The sequence below is a fragment of the Alkalilimnicola sp. S0819 genome (genome assembly GCF_009295635.1).
In the GTDB taxonomy this organism is placed as follows: domain Bacteria; phylum Pseudomonadota; class Gammaproteobacteria; order Nitrococcales; family WHIW01; genus S0819.
The window spans coordinates 1-26,810 of sequence record NZ_WHIW01000004.1 but is presented as its reverse complement, the minus strand read 5'-3'; the positions used below and the strand labels follow the sequence as shown (position 1 = coordinate 26,810).

27 protein-coding genes and 1 tRNA gene are annotated in these 26,810 nt (G+C 66.7%); 20 read left to right on the top strand and 8 right to left on the bottom strand.

Annotation, left to right across the window (positions count from 1 at the left end; all coding sequences use genetic code 11):
* The first annotated feature begins 416 nt into the window (after positions 1-416).
* The 14 genes from flhB to GBG68_RS04385 all read left to right on the top strand — a co-directional run bounded on the left by flhB (position 417) and on the right by GBG68_RS04385 (position 13,910).
* Positions 417-1,580, top strand: coding sequence for a flagellar biosynthesis protein FlhB (gene flhB, locus GBG68_RS04450; protein ID WP_152145576.1), 1,164 nt, complete (start codon positions 417-419; stop codon positions 1,578-1,580).
* The gene (gene flhA / locus GBG68_RS04445) at positions 1,577-3,694 is read left to right on the top strand and encodes a flagellar biosynthesis protein FlhA (RefSeq protein WP_226801639.1); all 2,118 of its coding nucleotides are present in this window, start codon (positions 1,577-1,579) and stop codon (positions 3,692-3,694) included. Before flhB ends, flhA begins: the two co-directional genes overlap by 4 nt.
* A gap of 24 nt (positions 3,695-3,718) precedes the next feature.
* Positions 3,719-5,080, top strand: coding sequence for a flagellar biosynthesis protein FlhF (gene flhF, locus GBG68_RS04440; RefSeq protein WP_152145574.1), 1,362 nt, complete (start codon positions 3,719-3,721; stop codon positions 5,078-5,080).
* A gap of 37 nt (positions 5,081-5,117) precedes the next feature.
* Positions 5,118-5,954 carry a MinD/ParA family protein gene (locus GBG68_RS04435; RefSeq protein WP_152145572.1) on the top strand — a complete coding sequence of 279 codons (837 nt, stop codon included), beginning with the start codon at positions 5,118-5,120 and terminating at the stop codon, positions 5,952-5,954.
* Entirely contained in the window at positions 5,954-6,670 is a 717-nt protein-coding gene (locus GBG68_RS04430) for an RNA polymerase sigma factor FliA (RefSeq protein WP_152145570.1), read from the top strand. Before GBG68_RS04435 ends, GBG68_RS04430 begins: the two co-directional genes overlap by 1 nt.
* Before the next feature lie 25 nt (positions 6,671-6,695).
* Positions 6,696-7,082 carry a chemotaxis response regulator CheY gene (gene cheY / locus GBG68_RS04425; RefSeq protein WP_152145943.1) on the top strand — a complete coding sequence of 129 codons (387 nt, stop codon included), beginning with the start codon at positions 6,696-6,698 and terminating at the stop codon, positions 7,080-7,082.
* A gap of 3 nt (positions 7,083-7,085) precedes the next feature.
* Positions 7,086-7,856: a protein phosphatase CheZ gene (locus GBG68_RS04420; RefSeq protein ID WP_152145568.1), complete on the top strand. Its 771-nt coding sequence runs from the start codon at positions 7,086-7,088 to the stop codon at positions 7,854-7,856.
* Between the two features lie 10 nt (positions 7,857-7,866).
* Complete coding sequence (locus GBG68_RS04415) at positions 7,867-9,993, top strand: chemotaxis protein CheA (RefSeq protein ID WP_152145566.1); 2,127 nt, start codon at positions 7,867-7,869, stop codon at positions 9,991-9,993.
* Positions 9,994-10,023: 30 nt separating this feature from the next.
* The gene (locus GBG68_RS04410) at positions 10,024-11,136 is read left to right on the top strand and encodes a protein-glutamate methylesterase/protein-glutamine glutaminase (RefSeq protein ID WP_152145564.1); all 1,113 of its coding nucleotides are present in this window, start codon (positions 10,024-10,026) and stop codon (positions 11,134-11,136) included.
* 5 nt (positions 11,137-11,141) lie between these two features.
* Entirely contained in the window at positions 11,142-11,936 is a 795-nt protein-coding gene (locus GBG68_RS04405) for a ParA family protein (RefSeq protein WP_152145562.1), read from the top strand.
* Positions 11,933-12,715, top strand: coding sequence for a chemotaxis protein CheW (locus tag GBG68_RS04400; protein WP_152145560.1), 783 nt, complete (start codon positions 11,933-11,935; stop codon positions 12,713-12,715). The genes GBG68_RS04405 and GBG68_RS04400 overlap by 4 nt, the downstream gene beginning before the upstream one ends.
* 119 nt (positions 12,716-12,834) lie before the next feature.
* Entirely contained in the window at positions 12,835-13,311 is a 477-nt protein-coding gene (locus GBG68_RS04395; RefSeq protein WP_152145558.1) for a chemotaxis protein CheW, read from the top strand.
* A 24-nt stretch (positions 13,312-13,335) separates the two neighbouring features.
* The gene (locus tag GBG68_RS04390; protein WP_152145555.1) at positions 13,336-13,521 is read left to right on the top strand and encodes a hypothetical protein; all 186 of its coding nucleotides are present in this window, start codon (positions 13,336-13,338) and stop codon (positions 13,519-13,521) included.
* Positions 13,518-13,910: a DUF2802 domain-containing protein gene (locus tag GBG68_RS04385; protein WP_152145553.1), complete on the top strand. Its 393-nt coding sequence runs from the start codon at positions 13,518-13,520 to the stop codon at positions 13,908-13,910. The genes GBG68_RS04390 and GBG68_RS04385 overlap by 4 nt, the downstream gene beginning before the upstream one ends.
* Before the next feature lie 3 nt (positions 13,911-13,913).
* On the opposite strand, the gene GBG68_RS04380 is transcribed toward GBG68_RS04385, so the two are convergent.
* Genes GBG68_RS04380 through GBG68_RS04370 form a run of 3 tightly spaced genes read right to left on the bottom strand, consistent with a single transcriptional unit; the run spans position 13,914 to position 17,200 of the window.
* Positions 13,914-14,216 (bottom strand): EscU/YscU/HrcU family type III secretion system export apparatus switch protein, encoded by a 303-nt coding sequence (locus GBG68_RS04380; RefSeq protein ID WP_152145551.1) that lies wholly within the window; start codon positions 14,214-14,216, stop codon positions 13,914-13,916.
* A complete protein-coding gene (locus GBG68_RS04375) occupies positions 14,203-15,336 on the bottom strand; it encodes a flagellar hook-length control protein FliK (protein WP_152145549.1) in 1,134 nt (377 codons plus the stop codon). Before GBG68_RS04375 ends, GBG68_RS04380 begins: the two co-directional genes overlap by 14 nt.
* Positions 15,337-15,346: 10 nt before the next feature.
* Positions 15,347-17,200: an AAA family ATPase gene (locus tag GBG68_RS04370; protein ID WP_152145547.1), complete on the bottom strand. Its 1,854-nt coding sequence runs from the start codon at positions 17,198-17,200 to the stop codon at positions 15,347-15,349.
* Between the two features lie 136 nt (positions 17,201-17,336).
* Between GBG68_RS04370 and GBG68_RS04365 the strand changes: the two genes are divergently transcribed.
* The 4 genes from GBG68_RS04365 to GBG68_RS14100 all read left to right on the top strand — a co-directional run bounded on the left by GBG68_RS04365 (position 17,337) and on the right by GBG68_RS14100 (position 21,108).
* Positions 17,337-17,412: transfer RNA gene (locus GBG68_RS04365), tRNA-Glu, on the top strand.
* Between the two features lie 177 nt (positions 17,413-17,589).
* Positions 17,590-19,359 carry an ABC transporter transmembrane domain-containing protein gene (locus GBG68_RS04360; protein WP_152145545.1) on the top strand — a complete coding sequence of 590 codons (1,770 nt, stop codon included), beginning with the start codon at positions 17,590-17,592 and terminating at the stop codon, positions 19,357-19,359.
* Positions 19,360-19,555: 196 nt separating this feature from the next.
* A complete protein-coding gene (gene dbpA, locus GBG68_RS04355) occupies positions 19,556-20,923 on the top strand; it encodes an ATP-dependent RNA helicase DbpA (RefSeq protein ID WP_152145543.1) in 1,368 nt (455 codons plus the stop codon).
* 35 nt (positions 20,924-20,958) lie between these two features.
* A complete protein-coding gene (locus tag GBG68_RS14100; RefSeq protein WP_193222217.1) occupies positions 20,959-21,108 on the top strand; it encodes a hypothetical protein in 150 nt (49 codons plus the stop codon).
* Positions 21,109-21,555: 447 nt separating this feature from the next.
* Here GBG68_RS14100 and GBG68_RS04350 read toward each other — a convergent pair whose 3' ends face one another.
* A complete protein-coding gene (locus tag GBG68_RS04350) occupies positions 21,556-22,047 on the bottom strand; it encodes a toxin-activating lysine-acyltransferase (protein WP_152145541.1) in 492 nt (163 codons plus the stop codon).
* A gap of 93 nt (positions 22,048-22,140) precedes the next feature.
* Entirely contained in the window at positions 22,141-22,320 is a 180-nt protein-coding gene (locus tag GBG68_RS04345) for a hypothetical protein (protein WP_152145539.1), read from the bottom strand.
* Between the two features lie 250 nt (positions 22,321-22,570).
* Between GBG68_RS04345 and GBG68_RS04340 the strand changes: the two genes are divergently transcribed.
* Positions 22,571-23,620 (top strand): helix-turn-helix domain-containing protein, encoded by a 1,050-nt coding sequence (locus GBG68_RS04340; protein WP_226801668.1) that lies wholly within the window; start codon positions 22,571-22,573, stop codon positions 23,618-23,620.
* A gap of 17 nt (positions 23,621-23,637) precedes the next feature.
* Here the strand turns inward: GBG68_RS04340 and GBG68_RS04335 are convergent, their stop codons facing one another.
* The 3 genes from GBG68_RS04335 to GBG68_RS04325 all read right to left on the bottom strand — a co-directional run bounded on the left by GBG68_RS04335 (position 23,638) and on the right by GBG68_RS04325 (position 25,589).
* Positions 23,638-23,832, bottom strand: a complete 195-nt coding sequence (locus tag GBG68_RS04335; RefSeq protein ID WP_152145535.1) for a hypothetical protein — start codon at positions 23,830-23,832, stop codon at positions 23,638-23,640.
* Positions 23,833-23,952: 120 nt separating this feature from the next.
* Positions 23,953-24,381 carry a carboxymuconolactone decarboxylase family protein gene (locus GBG68_RS04330; protein ID WP_152145533.1) on the bottom strand — a complete coding sequence of 143 codons (429 nt, stop codon included), beginning with the start codon at positions 24,379-24,381 and terminating at the stop codon, positions 23,953-23,955.
* Positions 24,382-24,809: 428 nt separating this feature from the next.
* The gene (locus GBG68_RS04325) at positions 24,810-25,589 is read right to left on the bottom strand and encodes a sterol desaturase family protein (RefSeq protein ID WP_152145531.1); all 780 of its coding nucleotides are present in this window, start codon (positions 25,587-25,589) and stop codon (positions 24,810-24,812) included.
* Positions 25,590-25,738: 149 nt separating this feature from the next.
* On the opposite strand from GBG68_RS04325, the gene GBG68_RS04320 reads away from it, so the two are divergent.
* Positions 25,739-26,704 (top strand): IS5 family transposase, encoded by a 966-nt coding sequence (locus GBG68_RS04320; protein WP_152145529.1) that lies wholly within the window; start codon positions 25,739-25,741, stop codon positions 26,702-26,704.
* Positions 26,705-26,810 lie beyond the last annotated feature (106 nt).

Here is a 26,810-nt window from a genome sequence, read left to right as displayed (position 1 = left end):
GCGGGGAGATCCTCGATTCCGCATCGTTGTATCGCGGCTACGCGCTCTTTCCCAGCCCGCGGGCCGCGTCCGAGGTTTGGTGCCGGGGTTTGGTACGGCTTTCGGCGGCCGTCGATGAAGCCGAGCATCGCAGCCGGAAAGGGATCAGCGAGCAGCCTTGTCTGAGCGGAGCCGACGGCGTAGCGAGTTTGGCTGCTCGCCCCTTTCCGGCGAGAAGCGCAGGGTAGTCCCGGGCGCAGCCCGGGACCGAATCGTGGGCCGCCGAAAGCCGTACCAAACCCCGACATGACCACAGGTCGCAGAATCTCCCACCCAAGCCCTCCAAAGCTTTCTTGCCCGAAACGCCCCACTAGGCACGATCCCTGCATATCCCTACCCAAAGCCCATAAACCCCGTCAATAAAGCGGCAGGCACCCATGGCCGAAGAGAACCAGGACGGACAGGAGAAGACCGAAGACCCAACGCCCAAACGTCGCCAAGACGCGAAGGACAAGGGTCAGGTCCCCCGATCCCAGGAGTTGAACGTCACTTTGCTGACGCTCGCCGCCGCGAGCGCCTTGCTGGTGTTCGGCCCCTATATGGGCGCCTCCTTGATGGACCTGATCGGCGAGGGCCTGCGGGTGGATCGCGCCGTGATCTTCGACCCGGACGGCCCGTTCAAGCAGTTGCGCGCCATCGTCGCGCAAGGCCTGTGGCTGATCGCGCCCTTCGCCCTGGTAATGCTGTTGGTGGCGCTGCTCTCCCCGGTGCTGCTGGGCGGGTGGGTGTTCAGCGGCAAGGGCCTGCAGCCGAAGCTGGAGAAGCTGAACCCCTTGAAGGGGCTCAAGCGCATCTTCGGCCCCCAGGGCCTGATGAATCTGGTCAAGGCGCTGGCCAAGGTGCTGGTGGTGGGGGGCGTGGGCACGATGTTGCTGTGGAGCCTGCGCGACAATATCGCCCTGTTGGGCACCGTCGGGCTGATGGAGGGCGTCGCGCTCGCCGCCAAGCTGCTGTTCGGCAGCTTCTTCGCCCTGGCGGCGGCGCTGATCCTGGTGGCGGCGGTGGACGTGCCCTGGCAGATCTACTCCCACACCAAGAAGCTGCGCATGACAAAGCAGGAACTCAAGGACGAGTTCAAGGACACCGAGGGCAAGCCCGAGGTCAAGGGCAAGATCCGCCAGCTGCAGCAGCAGATCGCCCAGGGCCGGATGATGGAGAAGGTGCCCGAGGCCGATGTGGTGGTCACCAACCCCACCCACTTCGCCGTGGCGCTGAAATACGACCAGGCCGGGGGTGGCGCGCCGGTGGTGGTGGCCAAGGGCGTGGACGAGATCGCCAAGCGCATCCGCGAGATCGCCGGCGAGCACCGGGTGCCGTTGTTCGAGGCGCCGCCGCTGGCGCGTGCGCTGTACCGGACCACCAAGCTCGAGCAGGAAATCCCCGCCGGGCTGTATCTGGCCGTCGCCCAGGTGCTGGCCTACATCTACCAGCTGCGCGGCGCCGTCCGCGCCCAGGGCGAGCGGCCCACGCGGCCGAACCCGGACATACCCGAAGAATTCCAGCAATACGCCCAGCGTGACCAGGGGAGCGCGGATCCATGAGCACCGCCGTGATGAACGTCGTACGCCAGATCGGCAGTCGTGGCCTGGGCACGCCGCTGCTGGTGGTGGCGCTGTTGATGATGCTGGTGATCCCGCTGCATGCGCTGGCCCTGGACATGCTGTTCACCTTCAACATCGTGCTCTCCATGCTGGTGCTGCTGGTCACGGTGTACGTGGCCCGGCCGCTGGAGTTCGCCGTCTTCCCCACGGTGCTGCTGATCGCCACCCTGCTGCGCCTGGCGCTGAACGTGGCCTCCACCCGGGTGGTGCTGCTGGAAGGGCACACCGGCACCGATGCCGCCGGCCAGGTCATCGAGGCCTTCGGCAACTTCGTCATCGGCGGCAACTACGCGGTGGGCTTCGTGGTCTTCGGCATCCTGATGATCATCAACTTCGTGGTGGTCACCAAGGGCGCCGGGCGCATCTCCGAGGTGTCCGCCCGCTTCACCCTGGATGCCCTGCCCGGCAAGCAGATGGCCATCGACGCGGATCTCAACGCCGGCCTGATCACCCAGGACCAGGCCCGGGAGCGCCGCGCCGAGGTCTCCCAGGAGGCCGACTTCTACGGCTCCATGGACGGCGCGAGCAAGTTCGTCCGCGGGGACGCCATCGCCGGCGTGCTGATCCTGTTCATCAACATCATCGGCGGCTTCGCCATTGGCATGCTGCAGCATGGCATGGCCGCCGGCACCGCCTTCGAGTACTACACCCTGCTGACCATCGGTGACGGTCTGGTGGCGCAGATCCCCTCGCTGATGCTCTCCACCGGCACCGCCATCATCGTCACGCGGGTATCCGCCGCCCAGGACATGTCCGGCGCGGTGAGCGCGCAGATCCTCAGCAACCCCAAGGTGCTCTGGGTCACCGCCGGGGTGGTGGGTTTCCTGGGCATCATTCCGGGCATGCCCAACATGCCCTTCCTGCTGCTGGCCGCGCTGTGCGCGAGCGGCGCCTGGGTCGCCACGAAACGCAGCAAGGCCGAGGACGAGGCGCTGGAAATGCCGGTGGACGAGCTGCCCCGGGCCGGCGACGCGCCCCCCGCCGAGCAGCGAGAGCTGAGCTGGGACGATGTGCCGCCGGTGGACGTGATCGGCCTGGAGGTGGGCTACGGCCTGATCCCGCTGGTGGATCGCAACCAGGGCGGCCAGTTGCTCACCCGCATCAAGGGCGTGCGCAAGAAGCTCTCCCAGGATCTGGGTTTTCTGGTGCAGCCGGTGCACATCCGCGACAACCTGGATCTCGGCCCCAGCCAGTACCGGCTGAGTGTGCTGGGCGTGCCGGTGGCCGAGGCCGAGATCTACCCCAACAAGGAAATGGCCATCAACCCGGGGTCCGTCTCGGGCCAGGTGCAGGGCATCCCCACCAAGGACCCGGCCTTCGGCCTGGAGGCGGTATGGATAGACGCGGGTCAGCGCGACCAGGCCCAGACCCTGGGCTACACGGTGGTGGACGCCAGCACCGTGGTGGCGACCCACTTGAGCCAGGTCATTCAGACCCACGCCCATCAGCTGCTGGGCCACGAGGAAGCGCAGAAGCTGCTGGACCAGCTGGCCCAGAGCCAGCCCAAGCTGGTAGCCGAGGTGGTGCCGGATACGCTGCCCTTGTCGGTGGTGGTGAAGGTGCTGCAGAACCTGCTCGAGGAACGTGTGCCCATTCGCGATATGCGCAGCATCGTCGAGACCCTGGCGGAGCAGGGCACCCGCACCCGCGACCCCGCCCAGCTCACCATGGCGGTGCGCGAGGCGCTCGGAAGGATGATCGTGCAGAGCATCGCCGGCATGGTCGGCGAGGTGCCGGTGATGACCCTGGATCCGCAGTTGGAACAGATATTGCTTGATACCGTACAAGGCACCAGCGATGGCGCCGCCGGCTTCGAGCCGGGGCTTGCGGAGCGGCTGCAGCGGTCTCTCGCCGAGAACGCCCAGCGTCAGGAAATGGCCGGCCAGCCGGCGATTCTGCTGACCTCGCCGCAACTGCGCAGCTGGCTGTACCGGCTGACCCGGCACAGCATCGGCAATCTGCACGTGCTCTCGTACAACGAGGTGCCCGACGACAAACAGGTTCGAATCGTCTCCAGCGTGGGCCAGCAGCCCCAGGTCGGGACGGCGCGATAACAGCAGGGGAACAAGGGTAAGGTTATGAAAATAAAACGCATCTTTGCCCAGGATATGCGTCAGGCGATACGCAAGGTGCGCGAGGAGCACGGCCCCCAGGCGGCCATCCTCTCCAGCCGCAAGGTGGATGGCGGCGTGGAAGTGATCTCGGCCATCGACTACGACGAGCGCGCCGTGGAAGAGGCCCTGGCTCGCCAGGAGCGCCAGACGCCGCCCAGCGCGCCGGCCACGCCCAGCCCGCGCAGCTTCGCCGAAACTCTGGCGCGCAGCGCCGCCCAGGCGCCGGAATCCCGTCCCCTGCGCCGGAAACTCGACATCCGCGTAGACGACGATCTGGACGAGGGCTTGTCCTTCGCCGCCGCCGAGCCCGAGTCGGCCCCGGAACCGGCGCCCACGCCCGAGCCCGCCGCCGAGCGCCCGCGTCCGGCGGCTACCCGCATCGAGTGGAGCCAGGATCCGGCCATGCAGGCCATGCGCGATGAGCTGAAGACCCTGCGCTCCCTGTTCGAGAGCCAGATGACCCTCATGGAATGGGGCAAGCAGGGCCAGCGCCAGCCGGTGCGCGCGGAAATGTTGAAACGCCTCAACGAGCTGGGGCTGGGCTCGGATGTCTGCCGCAAGCTGGCCGACCGGCTGGGCGAGTACGATGACCCGGCGCGGGCCTGGACCCAGGCCATGGCCATCATCGCCAAGCATCTGCCGGTCACCGGCGACGATATCCTGGAGCAGGGCGGCATGGTCGCCGTGGTAGGCCCCACCGGGGTGGGCAAGACCACCACCGTGGCCAAGCTCGCCGCCCGCTACGCCCTGCGCCATGGCCGCAATGCGGTGGCCCTGGTGAGCACCGACAACTTCCGCATCGGCGCCCAGGACCAGCTGCGCAACTTCGCCCGCATCCTCGGCGTGCCGGTGCACACCGCCGCCAACTCCCAGGAGCTGGAGCGGGTGCTCGGCGAATTGAAGGGCAAGCGCCTGGTGCTGGTGGACACCGCCGGCATGAGCCAGCGCGACATGCGCCTGAACGAGCAGCTCCAGGCCCTGGCCGATCGCAAGCTGGCCCTGCGCCCGTATCTGGTGGTCTCGGCCAACAGCCAGCTGGCGGCCTTGTCCGAGACCGTGCGGGCCTTTCGCAAGGTCAAGCCCGTGGGCTGCATCGTCACCAAGCTGGACGAGGCCACCAGCCTTGGCGGCGTCGTCACCGCGGTGTTGCGCTATCAGCTGCCGCTGGCCTATCTCGGCACCGGCCAGCGTGTGCCGGAGGACCTGCAGCCGGCACGCAGTGATAGACTGATCGAACAATTACAGGAACTGGTCCAGCGCTATCGCGAGGAATCCGACGAAGAGACGCTGGCCTTCACTCTCAGCGGTGCGGGCCATGTGGGCTGAGGGCGGCGGCATGGATCAGGCGGCGGGATTGAGACGCATGGCAAATCCGAAACCAGTCAAGGTCATCGCGGTGACCAGCGGCAAGGGCGGCGTGGGCAAGACCAACGTCTCCGTCAACCTGGCCGTGTCCCTGTCGCGTCTGGGCCGAAAGGTGATGCTGTTCGACGCCGACCTGGGGCTGGCCAATGTGGACGTGCAGCTGGGGCTTTCGGCCAAGCACAACCTCTCCCATGTGATAGACGGCAGCGCCACCCTGGAAGAGGTGCTGCTGCAGGGCCCGGAGGGCATCTGGATCGTGCCCGCCTCCTCCGGCACCCAGCGCATGGCCGAGCTGGACCCGGCCGAGCATGTGGGGCTGATCCGCTCCTTCAGCGAACTCAATCACGACCTGGACTACCTGATCGTGGACACCGCCGCGGGCATCTCCGACGGCGTGGTGAGCTTTGCCCGGGCGGCCCGGGACGTGATGGTGGTGGTCTGCGACGAGCCCTCGTCCATCACCGACGCCTATGCCCTGTGCAAGGTGTTGAGCAAGGACCATGGGGTGGAGCGCTTCCACGTGGTGGCCAACCGGGTGCGCAGCCCGGCGGAAGGCCAGGCGCTGCACGCCAAGCTGGCCGCGGCCACCAACCGCTTCCTGGACCTGACGCTGGATTACGCCGGTGCCGTGCCCGAGGACGATGCCCTGCGCCGCGCGGTGCAGCGTCAGAAAGCCGTCAGCGCCACCTTCCCCGGCAGCCCCGCCGGGCGCGCCTTCGTGGAGCTGGCCCGGCGGGTGGACAAATGGCCCCTGCCCACGGCCGCCGAGGGGCATCTGGAATTCTTCGTGGAGCGCCTGATCCAGTACAGCGCCGACATGGGGGAGGTAGTCTGATGATCGGGCACGCCATGTACAACGAGGTGGAGCAGCAGGGCGATAACGACGTGGTGGTGCGCCATGCGCCCCTGGTCAAGCGCATCGCCCACCACCTGATGAATCGCTTGCCCCCCAGCGTGCAGCTGGAGGACTTGATCCAGGCGGGCATGATCGGCCTGCTGGAGGCGGCGCGGCACTACGATGCCAGCCAGGGGGCGAGCTTCCAGACCTATGCCGGTATACGCATCCGCGGCGCCATGCTCGACGAGATCCGTCGTCTGGACTGGACGCCGCGCTCGGTGCATCGCAAGGGCCGCGGTGTGGCGGAAGCCATCCACGAGCTGGAGAATCTGCTGGGGCGCGAGCCGCGGGATGCCGAGGTGGCCGAAGCCATGGGCATCGGCCTGGAGGAATACCATCGCATCCTCCAGGACGTGGCCAACGCCCGGGTGTTCAGCATAGACGACGAAGATTCGGACGCGGGCCGAGAGCGCGGCGACGAGGGCCTGGGGCCGCTCGCGCAGCTGCAGGAAGCCGGCTTCAGCCAGGATCTGACCGAGGCCATCGCCGAGCTGCCCGAACGCGAGCAGCTGGTGATGGCTCTGTATTACGATGAGGAGTTGAACCTCAAGGAGATCGGCGCGGTGCTCGGGGTGAGCGAATCCCGCGTCAGCCAGATACACGGACGCATCATGCTCAAGTTGCGCAAGCATCTGGCCGATTGGGTCAGGTAAGTCAAAGAGGGGATAGACGGTGCCATTGGACAAGAACATGAAGATCCTCATTGTGGATGACTTTTCCACGATGCGTCGGATCATCAAGAACCTGCTGCGGGATCTGGGCTTTACCAACACCGCCGAAGCGGATGACGGCAATACGGCCTTGCCCATCCTGAAAAAGGGCGGTTTCGATTTTCTGGTCACCGACTGGAACATGCCGGGCATGACCGGTATCCAGTTGTTGAAGGAAGTCCGCGCCGACCCGGATCTGCAAAGCCTGCCCATTCTGATGGTCACGGCCGAGGCCAAGCGCGAGCAGATCATCGAAGCGGCCCAGGCGGGGGTGAACGGCTACATCGTCAAGCCCTTCACCGCGGCCACCCTGAAAGAGAAGATCGACAAGATCTTCGAACGCCTGGAGGGCTGAGTCATGGCCGACAAGAAGCCCCTGGAGGTCTTCCCCAACCGGGAATACCTGGAACTTGCCCGCGGTCTCATCGCTGCCCTGGAGGCAGGCGAGATGAAGGACGCCGAAGGCATCGTCGATGAGCTCACGCAGCTGCGCGAGACCGAGCTCTACAAGGAACTCGGCATGCTCACTCGCGAGCTGCACGAGTCCATCAAGTCCTTTCGTGAGGACACCCGGCTTTCCAGCATGGTCTCCAGCGAGATCCCCGACGCCCGCGACCGGCTCAACCACGTCATCACCATGACCGATCAGGCGGCGCACCGCACGCTCACCGCCATCGAGGAGAGCATGCCGCTGGTGGACGAGATCTCCGGCAAGTCCCGGGAGCTCAACGAGCAGTGGAGTCGCTTTCGCCGCCGAGAGCTCTCGGTGGACGAGTTCCGGGAGCTCAGCCGGGAGCTGGAAGAGTATCTGGGCTTTGTCGACGCCAAGAGCGGCGCGCTCAACAGCAGCCTCACCGAGGCCCTGATGGCCCAGGATTACCAGGATCTCACCGGCCAGATCATCCGCCGGGTGATCAACCTGGTGCAGGAAATGGAAAGCAAGCTGGTGCAACTGGTCGCGCTTGCGGGCAAGCCGGAGAGGGCAGGGGCTAGTGAAAAGCCGAAAGCTGCCGATACCCAAGAAGACAGAATCAAGGCGGAGGGTCCCGCCATTCCCGGCAAGGACGATGTGGGCGTCGTCCAGGGTCAGGACGAGGTGGACGATCTGTTGTCCAGTCTAGGCTTCTAGAGGTTCGCGCATGGCCATCGACATCGAAGACGATATTGTTCAGGACTTTCTGGTCGAATCCCGGGAAATCCTCGACGCCCTGGGGGAGCAGCTCGTCGAGCTGGAACAGCGGCCCCAGGACAAGGATTTGCTGAACGCCGTCTTCCGCGGGTTTCACACCATCAAGGGCGGCGCGGGTTTTCTCGCGCTGGACCCGCTGGTGGAGGTGTGCCATCGCACCGAGGACCTGTTCAATCTGCTGCGCAGCGGTGAGAAGGCCGTTACCGCCGACCTGATGGACACGGTGCTCAAGGCGCTGGATGTGGTCATCGAGCAATTCGGCACCATCGAGAACGGCGGCGACCCGCAGCCGGCCTCGCCGGAACTGCTGGCGATGCTGGATCGGCTGAACGTGCCCGACGCCGAGGCGCCGCCCGCCGCCGAGGCGCTGCCTGCGGATACGCCCCCCGCCCAGGGCGGCGGCGATGATATCAGCGACCAGGAATTCGAGGCGCTGCTGGACGCGCTGGAAGCGGAAAAGGCCGGGGCGGCCAAGCCCGTCGAGCCGCCTCCGCCCGCCGACAAGCCGGCGGCCAAGGGCTCGGCCGACGAGATCAGCGAAGAAGAGTTCGAGGCGCTGCTGGACGAATTGCACGGCCCGGGCGGCCCCAAGGGCGCGGCGGCGCCGCCGAAAACGCCGGAAAAGCCCGCGGCGAGCGGCTCTTCGGACGAAATCACCGACGACGAATTCGAAGCCCTGCTCGATGACCTGCACGGCAAGGGCAAGGCCCCCGAGCCCAAGGCGCCGGCCGCCGGTAGCCAGGGCAAGAGCGCGGGCCAGGCCGCCGACCAGGCGCCGTCCCAGCCGCCGGCGGCCGGATCGACGGCGCCCGTGGCCAAGGCGCAGTCGCCGGCGAAGCCCGACGCGGCGCCCGCCGAAGCCGAGCAGCGCAAGGCCGGCCCCAAGGGCGACACCACCGTGCGGGTGGATACCGCCAAGCTCGACGACATCATGAACCTGGTGGGCGAGCTGGTGCTGGTGCGCAACCGCCTGTCGACCCTGCGCGGCCAACTCGCCGACGAGCACCTGGGCGCCGCGGTGGGGGACCTGGAACTGGTCACCGCCGACCTGCAGAGCGCGGTCATGAAGACCCGCATGCAACCGATCAAGAAGGTCTTCGGCCGCTTCCCGCGCCTGATCCGCGATCTGGCCCGCAACATGGGCAAGCACATCGACCTGGAGATGCGCGGCGAGGACACCGACCTGGACAAGAACCTGGTCGAGGCCCTGGCCGACCCGCTCATCCATCTGGTGCGCAACTCCGTGGACCACGGCATCGAGGAGCCCGCGGACCGCGAGATGACCGGCAAGTCCCGGGTCGGCAAGGTGCTGCTCTCCGCCGAGCAGGAGGGTGATCACATCCTGTTGATCATCAGCGACGACGGCAAGGGCATGGATGCGGAAATGCTCCGGCGCAAGGTGGTGGAGAAGGGCCTGATGGATCAGGAATCCGCCAACCGCCTGGACGAGCACGACTGCTACAACCTGATCTTCCTGCCCGGTTTCTCCACCAAGGCCGAGATCTCCGACATCTCCGGGCGCGGTGTGGGCATGGACGTGGTGAAGACGCGCATCTCGCAGCTCAACGGCACCATCGACATCGATTCGGAGCTGGGCCGGGGCACCACTTTCCGCATCAAGGTGCCGCTGACGCTCGCCATCCTGCCCACCCTCATGGTCAAGGTGCAGGACCGCAAGTTCGCCCTGCCCATGTCGGTGGTGCGGGAGATCTTCGAACTGCAGGAGAACCGCACCAACGTGGTGGACGGGCGCCTGGTGGTGATGGTGCGCCGCAAGGCCATGCCGCTGTTCTTCCTGGAGCGCTGGCTGGGCCACCAGGGCGACCCGGTGGTGCGCGAGCACGACGAGCAGGAATTGGGCGATGAGCGCCAGGTGGTCACCGTGGTCATGGGCAACCAGGCGGTGGGCTTCGTGGTGGACGAGGTCATCGGCCTGGAAGAGGTGGTGATCAAACCGCTGGGCGCCATGCTGCACGGTCTGCCGGGCCTGGCCGGCTCCACCATCACCGGCGATGGCCGGATTGCCCTGATCGTGGACATTCCCAGCCTCATCAAGGCCTACGGCACGCGCATGTAAGCGCGGGCCAGTACTGGAGGTTAACAAGCGGTGAGCATACGGGTCCTGGTGGTGGATGATTCCGGCTTTTTCCGCCGGCGCATCCGCGACATGTTGCAGGCCGACCCCGCCCTCGAGGTGGTGGGGGAGGCGGCCAACGGCCGCGAGGCCGTGCGGCAGGCTCAGGCGCTGCGCCCGGATGTGATCACCATGGACATCGAGATGCCGGAGATGGACGGCATCAGCGCGGTGCGCGAGATCATGCGCGTTCGGCCCACGGCGATTCTGATGTTCTCCTCGCTCACCTACGACGGGGCCCAGTCCACCCTGGACGCGCTGGATGCGGGCGCGGCGGATTTCCTGCCCAAGCGCTTTGCCGATATTTCCGCCGACACCGAACAGGTCAAGCGCCTGCTGCAGGACCGGGTCAAGGGGCTGGGCGCGGGGGGGATTCCGCGATCGCGCCCGGCGCCGCTCTCGGCGCGCGGCCCACGCCCGGGTATCCCGGAGCCCGCCCCCGTGGCGCGCCGGCCGGCCCCGGCGGCCTTCGCACCCAGCCCGCTCGCGACTTCCGCGGCGTCTCGCATCCGCCCCGGTCAGGTGCGGCTGCTGGTCATCGGCGCCTCCACCGGCGGCCCGGTGGCCCTGCAGCAGGTGCTCAGCAAGCTGCCCGCCACCTACCCCCTGCCGATTCTGCTGATCCAGCACATGCCGGCCAGCTTCACCAAGGCCTTCGCCGAGCGGCTCAACGATCTGTGCGCCATCAAGGTGCGCGAGGCCGCTGACGGCGACGCCCTGCGGCCGGGCACCGCGCTGCTCGCCCCGGGTGGCCTGCAGATGGGCCTGAAAGGTTTTGGCGACAAGCTCAATGTGCGCCTGTTCGAAGCCGGTCCCGAGCAGTTCTACAAGCCCAGCGTGGACATCGCCTTCGCCGAGGCGGCCAAGGCCTGCCCGGGTCGGGTGCTGGGCGTGGTGCTCACGGGTATGGGCGCCGATGGCTGCGAGGGTGCGCGGCTGCTCAAACAGACCGGCTCCCGGGTGTGGTCCCAGGACGAGGCCAGCAGCGTGATCTACGGCATGCCGGGCGCCGTGGCCAAGGCCGGCCTGAGTGACCGGGTGCTGCCGCTTGCCGAGGTCGGCGGCGAACTGGCCAAGATCGGTTGAACGCCATGAAAGTCTGGACCGTCGCAAACCAGAAAGGCGGTGTGGGCAAGACCACCACCGCCGTGAGCCTGGCCGGGCTGCTGGCCCAGCGGCGACATCGCGTGCTGCTGGTGGACCTGGACCCCCACGGCTCGCTCACCAGCTACTTCGGCTTCGACCCCGAGACCGTGGAGCCCAGCATCTACGACCTGTTCGCCGCCGACGGCGCAGGGGAAGTGGCCCAGATGCTGCTGCGCGATACCGGCGTTCCGGGGCTTTCCCTGTTGCCGGCTTCCACCGCGCTGGCCACCCTGGACCGGCAGCTGGGCACGCGCAGCGGCAAGGGGCTGATTCTGCGCAAGGCCCTGGGCAGCCTCTCGGACCGCTACGAATACGCCTTCCTGGACTGCCCGCCGATGCTGGGCGTGCTGATGGTCAACGCGCTCGCCGCCTGCCAGGAGTTGTTGATTCCCACCCAGACCGAGTTTCTGGCACTCAAGGGCCTGGAGCGCATGCTCACCACACTGTCGATGATCCAGCGCTCGCGCCACAGCGAGCTGCCCTATCGGATCGTGCCCACCCTGTTCGACCGCCGCACCCGCGCCTCGGTGGAGGCCCTGCGGGAGCTGCGCGAGCGTTACCCCGAGCACCTGTGGAACGACACGATCCCGGTGGACACCCAGTTTCGGGAGGCCAGCCGCAGCGGCCGGCCGCTGACCGTCTCCCACCCTTGGAGCCGGGGCAGCCAGGCCTACCGGCGGCTGCTGCATGAATTGCTGCCCGAGCAGGCGGGCGAAGACGAACATCAGGTGGCGCCATGAGCAACCGGCCCGAGCGCAAGGAACTGCTGGTGGACCAGCGCGAGGCGGTCCTCAGCTATCTGGACGGTCTGCTGCGCGAGATTCCCGAAGACTACGCGGATGAACCGGCGCCGAGCACCACTGCCCCCGAGAAACCGCCGGAGGCCCCGCCCGCGCCACCGGTGCTGCGAGAAGTGGGACGGGAAACCGTCCTGCGGCCCGCCTCGGACGTGGAGGTGCCTGCGGCGGAGCCGCTGACGCCACTGCAGGCCGAGGCGCCCCCGGCGGTGGAGGAACCGCCAGCGCCGCCCGCGGCGGCCATCGAGCCGGAGACGGCGCCCGAGGCTGTGGAGGAGCGCCCGCATCCGACGTGGGCCGAGCCGGACTTCCAGGCGCTGCTCTTCCAGGTGGGCGGCCTGCGCCTGGCGGTGCCGCTGGTGAAGCTGCACAGCGTGGTGCCCTGGTCCGAGGAGATCCGCGCCATGCCCAATCAGCCTGAGTGGTGCCACGGCCTGTTCCGCTACCGCGAGCGCAACGTGCGGGTGGTGGATACCGCCGAGCTGGTGCTGCCCGCGGACAAACGCGAAGGCGTGGAAGACAAGCACATCCTGATCGTCGGCGACGGCCGCTGGGGGCTGGCCTGCACCAGTATCGGCCAGGTGGTGCGGCTCGGGCCGGACGAGGTGAAATGGCGCCAACAGCGCGGCAAGCGCGCCTGGCTGGCGGGGACGGTGCTGGGGCATCTGTGCGCTCTCATGGACACGGAGGCCTTCGCGGATATGCTGGGGCGAGGCAATTGAGGCGGCCCCGGGTTCTCGCCCGCCGGCTTCACGCGGGCGCCGCGGGCCCGAAACCCTAAAGAAACCACCGCTCCCGACCGATAACCTATACAAGCGTATACTCCAACAGGGAGGCCAACATGGCCGAGGAACAGCAGCAGGACCAGGGGCGTGTCACCCAGTGGGTGACCTTCAACCTGGACAACGAAACCTATGGCATCAACGTCATGCAGGTGCAGGAAGTGCTGCCCATGGCCGAGATCGCCCCGGTGCCCGGCGCACCGCCCTTCGTCATGGGCATTCTCAACCTGCGCGGCAATGTGGTCACGGTCATCGACACCCGCATGCGCTTCGGCCTGAGCCACCAGGACGCCGAGGCCAGCAGCCGGGTGGTGGTAATCGAGGCCAATGACCAGATCGCCGGCATCCTGGTGGACAGCGTCACTGAAGTGGTGGAGGTCAGCGAGACCGAGGTGGACACCGCCCCCAATGTCGGTAACGAGGAATCGGCGCGGTATATTTACGGTGTGGTCAGCCGACAGGAAGGCTTGTTGATCCTGGTGGACGTGAACAAGCTGTTGACCAAGGAGGAGTGGGCCGAAGTCGCGCAGATGTGACCGGCCCACTCACGCACCGCGGCCATGGCCGAACTGGACCCCATACGGCCTGCCCTGCCCCCGGGGCGGTTGCCGCCCGATCCGGACAGCCGGCGGGAGGGCGGGCGCGAGCGAGCGCCGCCGGCACCGAAGAAACAAGACAGCGGCCTGACTGACGATCAAGCCGATCGGCGGGACGACGAGCCGCCACTGGTGGATGATTACGCATGATGTTCGAGCCCCTCACCCTGATCGCCCTGCTCATCGCCGTGGCGGCCCTGATGCTGTGCCTGTGGCAGGGGCGGCGCATCGCGGCGCTGGGCGCGCGGCTGCAGCGCGCCGAGCAGCGGGTGAACCAGGTAGGGGAGACCTTCCAGGGCCTGTCCGCCGGGGCGCGCGGCCAGGGCGAGCACCTGGCGCGGGTGGAAAGCGACATGGCGCGTTTGCGTGAGCGCATGGAACAACTGGCCACCGAGGGTGGCGGCGGGGGGGCGGCCTTCAACCAGGCTATCCGTATGGCCCGTCGGGGCACCAGTGCCGCCGAGATCATGGAGACCTGCGGACTCAGCCAGGTGGAAGCGGACCTGGTGGTGCTCTTGCACAAGGAACTGCAGGACTGAGTCTCAGTCCTCGCCGGTAGTGGCCGTCGGCTCCCGGCTCTTTACCCAGTACGCATAGGCGATGATCTCCGCCACCACCCGGTAGAGCACCTCCGGGATCTGCTGATCCAGCTCCAGTTGCGCCAGCAAGCCCACCAGTTCCCGATTGGCCCGCAGCGGCACCCCGTGCTCCTCCGCCACTTTGATGATCCGCTCGCCCAGCTCTCCCGCGCCCTTGGCGGTGACCCGGGGCGCGCCCTCACCGTCGTAGCGCAGGGCCACGGCGAGCTTGCGTTCCTCGATCAGGCGCGGTTCACGCTTTTTCATGCAGCAGCCCCCGGGCATCACGGTGCAGATCGTCCAGCGGCCCGGGCGGGCGGGTGCTTTGCAGGCCCAGGGCGTCCACGGTCAGACCCAGGCCTTCGAGTTGGGTGCGCAGCCGCGCCTGATGGGTCTGGAACAGGGCGGCGGTTTCCGCCCGCTCGGCCCACCAGCTCGCGCTGACGTGCTCGCCGCGCAGGCGCAGCCGCGCCTGCACCGGGCCCAGCCCCTCGAAGCGGAAAGCCACCTGGATGCTGATGGGCCGGGCGCCGTCCTCGGTGTCCGCCTCGCGCCCGCCGTCCGCGTCCCCCGCCGGCGCCTCGTCCTCCTGGCGCAGGCGCAGCTGCAGCAGGTCCAGGCCCTGGTCGTGGCGCAGGGGCAGTTCCACCGCCAGGTCCAGCCGCCCGGTCTCGGCGCCGGCGTTGTGTACCTGCAGCTGCTGCAGCCGGCTCAACAGGTGCTCGGTCTGCGTGAGCAGCGACAGGGCAAGATCCGCGGTGGGTGCGGCGGCGCCGCCGGGTGTACCGCCGCCGCCCTTGCCGGGCTGTAGTTGCAGCATCAGGCGCAGGGCGGTGGCCTTCAGGTCCTGGCCCAGGCTCTGCCCCGGCCGGGGGCGGGCGAGGCTGCTTTCGGTAAAGAGCCCCGAGTGCTGCAGGGCCTGTCGCAGGCCCTGCGGGTTTTGCAGGTCCGAGGCCCGGGGCAGGGCGCTGAGCAGCGCGTTCAGGGCCTGTTGCAGGGGGGCGGGCAGCTGCGTGGTTTCGGCTTGGGCCGCGGCGAGGGCCTGGGCGGGGGTGTTGAGAGGCGTGCGGCTGCCTTGCTGGGGCAGGAGCTGGCGCAGGGCCTGTTGCAGCAGCTCGCGGCTGTTGCGGGTGCCGGCCTGCTCCACCAGGGTAAGCAGAGTGCGCTCGGCCTGCTGTTCCACCCGCAGTTGCACCAGTTGGCCGGCTTTCAGGCCGCTGTTCGCGGGTGCGGGGAGCTGGCGCCCGGCCACCCGCAGCAGCAAGCGCTCGCCCTGCTGTTCCACCCGCGCCTGCAGGGTCTGACCGTTTTCCAGCTTTGCCGGCGGCGAGCCGGCGCGGGCGGCGGGCAGTTCCAGTTGCAGCGGGGTGTTGAGGTCCAGGCGCATGGGCGCGGCCTCAGCCTTGCGGGGTTTTCACACGCAGGGCCCGCAGCTGGCGTATCCAGGGGCCTGCTTCGCGCAGCGCCGGGTCCAGCCGCTGGATGCCCGCCCGCGCCCACTGGGCGCTGGAGTACTGGCCGCTGAGCACCACGTACCAGGGCGCGCCGTTGCGCTCGGTTCTCAGCAGCGCACTGCGTTGCTCCAGGCCGTGGCGACGGATGAAGCGCTCGGCGGTTTCGGCCTGCGCAGCGCCCAGCAGTTGAATGGTGTAATGCTCGCCGGGCTGGCGTTGCAGCCAGTCGGCCCCGTGGCGCAGGGCGTTGGCGACGGACCAGCCGGCGGCTTGCCGGGCGGTTTCAGGGGAGTCGCCGGATCGCGGGCGCAGCTTATCCGTGTCGGCCTCTTGGCCGGTATCGGCGGCAGCCGCCCGGGCATCGCGGGTTTCGGGCGTGAGGTCGGTATCCGTGTCCGGCGCGCTTCGCGACTCTCGGAGCACCGTCTGAGCGGCACTGGCCGCGGCGTCTCCGGCCGTGGCGCTCACGTGGCTCGTGCCCGGCACTTCGGCGTGGGTTGGCGTGCCGGCGGATGGATCGGCGGAAGGCGTGGTGCTGGCCGGCGCGGTGGTGGACACAGTGCCCGGGCCGGACGCCTCGGCCGCTTCGGCTTGCGCGGCTGCTGCGGTGGCGGTCGTGTCGGTCGTGTCGGTCGTGTCGGTCGTGTCGGTCGTGTCGGTCGTGTCGGTCGTGTCGGTCGTGCTGTCCGCCTGGCCGCCGTCGTTGCGGGCGCCGCGGCTGATGGGGGCGCTGGCGGCGGGCCGGCCGCTCTTGCGGTCGTAATCGTAGCGCTGGGGCAGTTTCAGGCCGTAGGGGGTGTTCTCGTCGCCGGCGGAGGCCTGGGCGGCGCGAGGGGGCAGCGTCAGGGTTTCCACCTGGCCCGGGGCGTCATCCTCGCCGCGGGGCATCAGCACCGTGAAGGCCAGGGCGCTCAGCGCGGCCGCCCCCGCGAGCAGGGCGGGCAGCGCCCAGCGGCGACGGGGGGAAGTGCCCGCCTGGCGTGCGGCCCCGCTTCCGGCCACGGACGCCGTGCCGGCCTTGGCCTTGTTGCCCTTGGCGGCGCGTGTGGCTTTCTGGCGCAGCAGCGTGCGTCCGGCACCGATCAGCCGCGCGGGTCGGCCATCGGCGCTCTCCGCGGCGCGTTCAAGCTCGCCCTCCGAGAGGATCTGTTCCCCGCCGGCACCGGCGAGCGCCTGGAGCAGGAAGCTCCGGCTCTGTTCCGCGGTCCAGGGGTAGAAGCCCTGGCGGTGCACCAGGCTCGGATCGTCCAGCCGGTCGGGCAGGGCGTCGGCGAATTCCGCGTCGCCGCAGGCGAGCAGCAGCCCGAAGATCGGTTCCGCCTCGCCGCGCCACAGGCGCAGCAGCTCATCCAGGGTCGTATCGTCGAGTTGCTCCGCGTCGTCCACCAGCAGGGCGGGCCGTAGCCCTTCCTGGCTCATGGCCCCCAGGCGCTGGGCGGCCTGTTGAGTGTCCAGCGTATCCTCGGCCGAGGCGAGCTCCAGGGTCAGCAGCGTCTCGGCGAGGATTTCCTCCAGAGTGGTGGAGGAGCGGGCCACCAGCCTCACGCAGCGCAGAGTCTCGCCCTGCCAGGCGGGGAGGCTGCGCAGGAAGTGGCTCTTGCCCGTGCCGGCCTCGCCGTGGAGCAGCACCAGGTGCTCGCCGTGGCGTAGCAGGTTGAGCAGGGTATGGCGCTGGGTGAGCAGGGTGGGGTCTTCGGCCATCAGTTCCTCGTGCTCGGTGAGGAACGGATCGCGCGCAAGCTTCAGGGCCTGCAATTCGACGTCGGTCAGGGGGGCTTCAGGCTTGTGTCGGCGCATGGGCTTCTTGGTTTGATGGTGACGACTGATTGGAGTGTATCACCGGCTTGCGCGGAAAAATGCCAAACGACGCTTGACAGGGCAGGGCGCCGATCATAAGATGCGCGCCGTGCTGTACGACGACGTACAGGCACATGTCCCCATCGTCTAGAGGCCCAGGACACCGCCCTTTCACGGCGGCGACGGGGGTTCGACTCCCCCTGGGGACGCCAATCAAGACAAGGCCCCGAGCGGAAACGCTCGGGGCCTTTGTCGTTGTAGGCCAATGACATGCCCAACGACCCCCTCTGGCGCCAAGGGGCGCTTTTGCAGGCCATTACGTATCTGTCGCGCAACGTCTTCGGCCGGGGCTAGCCGGCCGCCAACGCCCCGGGGGCCTTATCCTTGCCATGACCGCGTCCGCCCTGCGACCTCTGTTGCCCTTCATCCGCCCGCACCGCCGCTTGCTGGTGGTGGCGGTGCTGGCTCTGTTGACCGCCGCGGCGGCCACCCTGGCGCTGCCGGTGGCGTTCCGGATGGTGATCGATTCGGGCTTCGCCGCGGAGAACGCCGCCAGCATCGACCGATACTTCCTCGGGCTGTTCGCCGTGGCCGTGGTGCTGGCGCTGGCCACCGCGGCACGGTTTTACGCCGTGACGGTATTCGGCGAACGGGTAGTGGCCGATATCCGTCAGGCCGTCTACCGGCGCCTGCTCGGGCTCGATGCCTATTTCTTCGAGACCACCCGCACCGGGGAGCTGCTCTCGCGGCTGACCACCGACACGGAGCTGGTGCAGACCGTGCTGGCCTCCAGTGCCTCGGTGGCGCTGCGCAGTGCGCTGATGCTGGCCGGCGCCTCGGCCCTGCTGGGCCTCACCAGCCCGCGCCTGGCGGGCATGATCGCCCTGGTGATCCCGCTGGTGGTGTTGCCCATCGTGGTGTTCGGCCGCCAGGTGCGAAGGCTCTCGCGTCGCAGTCAGGACCGGATCGCCGACACCAATGCCCTGGCCGGGGAGTCCATCAACGCCATCCATACCGTCCAGGCCCATGCCCGCGAACCCTACGAGCAGGGGCGCTTCAGGGGCGCCGTGCTGGCGGCCCTGGCGGCGGCGGTGCGCCGCACCCGGGCTCGCGCCCTGCTCACGGCCATCGTCATCCTGCTGGTGTTCGCCGCCATCGCGGTGGTGCTGTGGCTGGGGGCGCGGGCGGTCATCGACGGCCAGATGAGCGGCGGTGAGCTGGGGCAATTCGTGCTCTACGCGGTCATCGCCGCCGGCTCCGTGGGTTCCCTCTCGGAGGTGTGGGGCGATGTGCAACGCGCGGCCGGGGCCGCGGAGCGGCTCGGCGAGCTGCTGGCGACCCGCAGCCGGCTCGCCGAGCCCGCGGAATCTCCGCCCCTGGCCGGGCGCGGCGAGATCGCCTTCGACGGCGTCGGCTTTGCCTATCCGTCCCGCCCGGAAACCCCCGCCCTGGCGGATTTCAAGCTGCGCATCGCTCCCGGCGAGACCATCGCCCTGGTGGGGCCGTCCGGTGCCGGCAAGAGCACGGTGCTGCAGCTGTTGCTGCGCTTCTACGACCCGCAGCGGGGCCGCGTGAGCCTGGATGGTGTGGACCTGCGCGATCTGCCCCTGAAGACCCTGCGCGAGCAGCTGGCGCTGGTGCCCCAGGACCCGGTGATCTTCGGCGCCAGTGCCCGCGACAACATCCGCTACGGCCGCCTGGAGGCCAGCGACGAGGAGGTGGAGGCCGCCGCCCGCGCCGCCGAGGCCCACGCCTTCATTGCCGCCTTGCCGGAAGGCTACGACAGCTTCCTGGGCGAGCGGGGCGTGCGCCTGTCCGGCGGGCAGAAGCAACGCATCGCCATCGCCCGCGCCTTGCTCAGCCGCGCCCCGGTGCTGCTGTTGGACGAGGCCACCAGCGCGCTGGATTCGCAAAGCGAGCAGCTGATCCAGCAGGCGCTGGAGCGGCTGATGGCCCAGCGCACCACCCTGGTGATCGCCCATCGTCTGGCCACGGTGCTGCGGGCGGACCGGATCGTGGTGTTGCAGGACGGGCGGATCGTCGGCCAGGGGACACACACAGAGTTGCTGGCCCGGGGTGGGCTCTATGGAGAGCTGGCGCGGCTGCAGTTCGGAGCCGATCTTCCGCGCCACCCTCCAGCCGGCAGCCCGGGACGATGAGCCAGCCCAGGTGGCGGGTAGGTGCGACCCGCTGCGAGCGGCCGAGCGAACGAACTAAGCGCGGCTTGGAGGAGCCATGGCATCAGTTACCGTGGAACTCGTGGCTTCCCGGGGTGCCCGAGCTGCTACACTCCGCACTCCTCCATAGCCAGCGACGTTCCCGCCCGTGCCTACTCCTTCAAAGACTGCCGCGCCGATGACGGACTTCGGCGACCTGGGTCTGCCCGATGCCCTGCTGAGCGTGCTCGCCGAGACCGGCTACGCCTCACCCACCCCGATCCAGCGGCTGAGCCTGCCGCCGCTGCTGGCGGGGCAGGACCTCATCGCCCAATCCAGGACCGGCAGCGGCAAGACGGCCGCCTTCGCCATCCCGCTGCTCACCCGCGTGGACGCGGGGCGCCGGGAGCTGCAGGCTCTGGTGTTGTGTCCGACCCGGGATCTGTGCGCCCAGGTAGCCGGTGAGATCCGCAAGCTCGGCCGCTACCAGCCGAACCTGCAGGTGTTGATCGTCTGCGGTGGCCAGCCGCCCAGGCCGCAGGCACAGGCGCTTGAGCGGGGCGTACAGGTGGTGGTTGCCACCCCCGGGCGGCTGCTTGATCATCTGGAGCGCGGCAGGCTGATGCTGGACGGGGTGCGCACACTGGTGCTCGACGAGGCCGACCGCATGCTGGACATGGGTTTTCGCGAGGACATCGCCCGCATCCTGGCGCAGACGCCCCCCCTGCGGCAGACCGCGCTCTTCTCCGCCACCTTCGACGAGGCCGTACTCGAGCTGAGCGCGCACTATCAACGCGCGCCGCAGCGGGTAGCGGTGAGCGACGCGCCGCCGGCGATCGCCCAGTGGCGTCAGGAAGTGGCGGAGGCCGATCGTCTGTCTAGCCTCATCAGCTTGCTGCGCGCCGGCGCCCATGAATCGGCGATCGTCTTCTGCAACAGGAAGCTGACCGTGGACACGGTCGCCGAGCAGTTACGGCGCGCCGGGCTCCCGGCCGACCGCCTGCACGGCGGGCTGGAGCAGCGGGAGCGGGACCTGGCGCTGACCAAGTTCCGCAACGGCAGCACCCGCGTCCTGGTGGCCACCGACGTGGCCGCGCGCGGCCTGGACATCGCCGGCCTGGCCGCCGTGGTCAACTACGAGCTGCCGGGCAGCCCCGAAGTCTACGTCCACCGCATCGGCCGCACCGGACGGGCAGGCGCCCAGGGCCTGGCGGTAACCCTGCACGGCCCGGGGGACGCCGAGCGGATCAAGGAGATCGAACAGTACACCGGAACGCCCATCCCGTATCGGCGCCCTGAAGTGACCGAAGCGGGGGCGGAAACCGCCGAGCCGGCGCTCAAGACCCTGAGCATCGGGGGCGGGCGCAAGGACAAGATCCGCCCCGGCGACATCCTGGGGGCGCTCACCGGCGAGGCCGGCTTGCGTGCCGAGCAGGTCGGCCGCATCGAAATCACCGACAAGCTCAGCTTCGTTGCCCTGCACGCCGATTGCGCGGGCCGGGCACTGGTTCGGTTGCGAGAGGGCCGGATCAAAGGACGGCGCTTTCGGGTCGAGTTATTGCACTGAATCCGTATTCATCACCATGAGGAAACACCTAAACGATGGCAAAACCCAACTTCCAGTTCGAAAAGCGCAAGAAGGAACTCGAAAAGAAGAAGAAGCAGGCGCTCAAGGCTCAGAAGAAGCTTGAGCGAAAGCAGGCCGCGAGTGATGAAGGGCCGGCCGAGGCGCCGGACAACCCGCCCGAGTAAGTGTAGGACTCGCCCCCGGTTCTGGCGTGGCTCGCGCCGCGCGGCCCGGAGGTGACGAGCGATAGTCCGTTTCAGCAGGCAGGCTGGGCGATACCACGCGCCGGGAGCGGGAACGCTTCCGGTGCAACTGGCCGGATGGCGCCCAGGCAGCCTCCTCCCATGAGACAGATTCATGCTCACGCAAACAAAATGTCGCGAAATGACCGTGTCCCAAGCGCACCCGATCCGGGCGGCGCTGCTCTTTCTCTTCGGTGCCCGTCGCGCTGCCTATCGCGATCTTCGGGATATCGGCCGTACTCGGCGCGCCGATTTCGCCAGAATGCGGCAACGCGTTCTGCCCTCGATCCGGCGCGTGGAGCGTCTTGTCGGTACGCGTTTAATCTAGTTGGCCGGCGGACGCGGTGAGCAGGTTATTGGTGTCTTCGCGTTCGTTTCTCGCCGGTCGATTCAAATCCGGTCAACAGCAGGTACTGCTCCCGATGTGGCCGCTTTCGCCCTGCCGTTGCGGAATACGGCGAAGGACCGGGGTTTGCCGTGTTTGTCGATCCGCACCGCCCGAGCGGAACGGACATTGGGAAATACGTTGTGCCGCAGATCCAGAGCCACATCTTTGGCGTGGCCGAACGGAGCGACAAAGGTGGAGAGCCATAAAAGGTCGCCGCCAAGCCACTCCTCCTTCAGGGGAACGACGCCGTGGTCCATAGCCTTATAGGCAGCGATGACGTCCGCTTCATGCTCTTTGTGCAGCCAACCCCATGTGACGCAAGCCAAGGGCTGGCCCTCGGCCGACCGGTAAATGCGAAACTGGCCAGCCTCAATCGAATACCAGACCCCGTTGAGCAGTGGCCGGACCGGCGAGTTGCCAAAATTGGTCGTCTGCGCGCAGAGCCAGAGGATCTGGCCAAGCGCCGCCATCGGGTCGATTGCGTTCGCGATCATTGCCGATTGTCTCCCGGTCGCTGCGTGAGCATTTCGCGGCGCACGGCAGGAAGCGGAATTGCCGTGCGCCGCGTGAACCGTCGGTTCCGGTCTTCAGCCGATCAGCGGTAAGCTCGATACGGTTTGTGCCAGATCAACCGCCTTGGTGGTCAGATCCGTTACAGCCGCCACGTCGAACGTTTGCGCCACGGTCTGACTCGGGGCTATCGCGTCCGGGGCAATAGTGCTCGGCTCGACAGATACCGTAGTAGACCATACTTCCGTTGCAGACATATTCTTTCTCCTTGGATTGGGTTGGTCCAGGGTGGCGCCCTGGTTTGAAAAGAGATCGACGCCTTGACCTGGACTAGACCAAGACTAGCAAAGGCGCTCGACTTTCCGTGTATCGGCGCTCATACCATTCGTCCCGCAATCTTGCCCCGATGTCCGAGGATCGGCCCGAAAACCATATAAGCCGTTGGCATGGGTGAACTTTCGATTAGCATCGGACAAGCGCCCACACTGAGAAAACCCGTTGTCCGATATGATTGACCACATTGACCAACCTCTTCCCAATGCCGGTTTCGACTCGCGTTTGCACAGGCCCGAGGCAAGGTTCGATGCTTGGCGGGACAGCATCGGCGTGATCTTCGATCCGGCCCTCGACCCCTGTGCAACGCCGACCCGGTTTTACGCGAAAGTCGATGCCGCCCTTCTTGGCACGGTCTTTCTTGGGCGCGTCGATTCCGTCACTCAGTCGTTCGAGCGGTCGTCACAAAAGATCCTTGGCGACGGCCTTGATCACTATCTGGTGCAGGTGTTTCTGGAAGGCTGGTGCGAAGTGGAGGACTGCGGCCATACGCGCATCGTCCGCCCCGGCGACATCTACATCATCGACGCGGCCGCCCCTCTGAGCGCAGTGGACTACGATTTCCGGCATGTGACAGCTTTCGTTCCGCGCGACATCCTGGCCCCCCAACTCGTGCAGCCCGACGCCCATCACCGCCGGGTTATTCCCGGCGACACCCCCCTGGCGCGTCTGCTCTATGGCTATATAAAGACGTTGGATGCCAGCCGCTTCGATATGACCGTGGCCGAGGGCGAGGCGGCGTCGGGGCCGCTGATCGGCCTGATCTCAAGCACGCTGAACCTCGGGCCCCACACTGCCCGGCCCGATCCGGACGACAAGGCGGTCGATCTTGCGGTGTTGAAGATGGTGCGCGACCATATCGAGATGCATCTTGCCGATCCGACGCTGGACGTGGCCCAGGTGGCATCGGCATTCAACCTGTCACGGTCGCGGCTATACCGGCTGTTCGAGCATCAGCACGGTATTGCCGGTTATATTCGGCAACGGCGGCTGCGTCGCTCGCTTCTGGATCTGCTCGATCCCGGCAATGGCGCAAAGTATATTAGCGAGATTGCCTATCGTTGGGGGTTCGCGTCGGACACCGCCTATAACCGGGCGTTCAAGCGGCAATATGGCTGCACGCCGAAGGAGGCGCGCGTGACGAGAATGACAATGCATGTGTGCGGGGTGAAAGACGAAAGTTTGCACAACTACGAGCGCTGGATTAGAGAGCTTTCGATTTGATCGTTGGGTGCTCTTCGTCAAACTTGTTGCCTGGTTGCGTCATGTAATACGGACGCAGGAAAACCACGATCGACGACGAGCTGATCGACAAGCTCTGAACCACCCCGGGCACCTTGAAAGACGTGGCGGTTCAAGGTGCCCGGGGTGATCTGCTGGTCGAAGTCGACCGACGGCATTTTCAGTCCCTTGTGGATCGGCTTGAGGCGCGGCATCCCATCTACCAAGAGCCAACCGCCTCAACGCCTGTCCCGTTCCGCCGACCGCACCTGCGAGGTCGAGAGTTGGCGGTATGCTGCTTCCAGACCCCATGCTTGTCATTCCGGACGAAGCAGTTACCGATCCTTCAGCTTTTTAGCCATCTCCTCACTGATGGCCACGCCTTGTTCGGCAAAAACGTCTTGTGCCGCTTTCAGCGCGTTCAAGGCGCGGGGAAAACCGACGTAGGGGATCAGGTGGACGATACAGCCGGCGATTTCATCGGGAGTAAGGCCGACTTTCAGACCGGTAACCACGTGCATGCCGATCTGCGGGGTGCCCTGGGCGACCAGCGCGGAAATCGTGACCAACACTTTTTGCTTGTTTTCCAGCCCGGGGCGGGAGTAGATGTCGCCGAAGGCGAACTCCACCACCATCCGGGATAAATCCGGGGCGATGTCCTTGAAAGTTTCGCCCACTTCCATGTGCCCGGTGGGATTGTCGGCGTCCGGAGTGGTCAGCTCTTTGAGCTTCACCATACCTTGTTGGTAACGATCGCTGGCCAAGACAGCCTCCTTGGTGACGTTAATATGTGGGCCGATTGTGATGGGGATTCGGCGCAAAGGCCAGCCGGCAACAGTTGTTGAAACTGGTCCATTCGAGGCGCGCCCCGCAAGTGCTGAGACGCGAGTTTGAATGGGATCAGGTGGCGGTGAGGGCCGCGCCTCTGCCCTGAAGGGTGGAGAGGACGTCAAGCAACGCAGTGGCGACAGGCGTGAGCGTAAGCTCCCCCGCCTGCAGAGAAGCCGGAAATAATGGTGGCCACAAAGGCCGTTTCAGCGATGGGCGCTGCAGGCGCGGATTTCATGAAGGCCAGGGCGATAAGGACCCGCGAACAGGCCGAATGTACGACCGCAAGCACTCTTTGAGCCTGAGACGAAAAAAGCTCAGCGCTGCCTACTTGCGGGAGGAGTCCATACACTTTTTGTTGGACTCATGTTTCCGTTTTGCCCAGCGCTACGCATGGATCTTTGGTTGTTTGCTCATCTCGTCGGTCATATTCGTCACGGAACATTAGCATGGAGCCAAGGAAGCGCTCGTTTCCTCTCGGGAACCCACAAGCCGGCGTGAACTCGTCAGTGTCACGGAACGTACCAAACATTCTGTCCCACCATGTTATGTCGCCGTAGTTGAAATCGTGCACGTCCAGTTGGTGGTGGATGGAGTGGTGCTCCGGTCTTTGAATGAAATAGCCGAACCAGCGAGGGGTCTTCAGGTTGCTGTGATAGAACATCTCGCCCGCCGCCGCGAATATGTTGTACCAAGCGGCGGCCTCGAGGGAGGCGCCCATCAGTACATACAAGATCGCCGCTGTCAGAACTGAGTTGACGGCTATTTCCAGCGGGTGCTTGTAGAAAGAGGTTAACGTTTCGATGCGTGATGCGCTGTGATGAATCTGATGGAACACGCGCCAGCAAAAATCGCTGGCGTGGCGAAGCCGGTGCCACCAATAGAAAACAAAGGTGCCGACGAACCAGGCAACGAAGCCCTCGGCGACCGGCGGAAGAGCGTCGGCTGTTTCAAATACTGACCAGTTCAGGAACCAGCGATTCCAGGTGTAAGCAGCAAGGATCACCACGCCAAGTTGGCATGCGTTCAGAAGGATGACTCGCAGGTACCAAGCTCGGACCTTCGGCAGCGCCCGACCAGGTTGCAATCGTTCTGCGAGCAGAAACGCCGCGCCAATAAGGAATATCGTTACTAGGTATGCCATTTTTCTTCTCGGTGTCTAGCGATCAAGCTGAACGTCCGAAGGAGCGCCTTGTTAGGGAAGCGCTGATTTATTCGCCTGCAGCCGTTCCGTCGCTGGCAGCGGCTTGAGACAATGGCGCCCATCCCCGGTTGAGAGTGAGTACGCCGCCGATGCAGTCGAGCTTCTCTGATCTTGAATACGATGCCAAGAAGAAGGTCACGCGCCGTGACCGGTTTCTGCGGGAGATCGAACTGATCACCCCATGGTCGGTGCTGGAGGCGGAGCTCGAGCCCTTCTACCCCAAGGAGGGTCGGCGCGGCCGGCAACCCATCGGGCTTGGGCGGATGCTGCGGATGTATGTGGCCCAGCAATGCTTTGGGTTCTCGGACGAGGGGATCGAGGATGCGATCTACGACAGCCAGGCGATTCGCCGCTTCGTGGGCATCGACTTGTCGCGGGAGTCGGCACCGGATGCCACCACCTTGCTCAAGTTCCGCCGTCTGCTGGAGCGCCACGGTCTGACGCGCCGGATCTTCGAGACCATCAACGCCCACCTGGCATCGCAGGGGATGATGCTGCGCGAGGGCACCATCGTCGATGCCACGATCCTCGCCGCGCCGCCCTCGACCAAGAACCGGGAAAGAGCGCGCGATCCGGACATGCACCAGACCAAGAAGGGCAACCAGTACTACTTCGGAATGAAGGCGCACATCGGCGCCGATGCGCATTCGGGGCTGGTGCATTCGTTGGTGGGTACAGCCGCCAACGTGGCTGATGTCACTCAGACGCATCACTTGCTGCATGGCGAGGAGTCGGACGTATTCGGCGACTCCGGTTACCAGGGCGCGGGCAAGCGCAAGGAGCACCAGGGGCGAGAGGTGAACTGGCGTATTGCCATGAAGCGCAAGCAGCGCAAAGGGCTGCCGAATACCGCCATGGGCCGCACCCTCCAGGCCATGGAGCGAGTGAAGGCTGGTATCCGTGCGGTGGTGGAACATCCGTTTCATGTGGTCAAGAACCTGTTTGGTCACCGCAAGGTGCGCTACCGGGGGCTCGCCAAGAACGAGGCGCAGCTCTACACCCTGTTCGGGCTGGCCAATCTGGTGCGCGTGAAGCGCCAATTGATGCCCGGCTGACGGGCTGTTGCGCCCGGAATCCGCCCAAAAGGGGCGGATCGGGGCCGAAATGGCGTAAAAACACCGTATTCAGGGCCAAAAACGGCCCGAGCGGTCATGTTTTGAG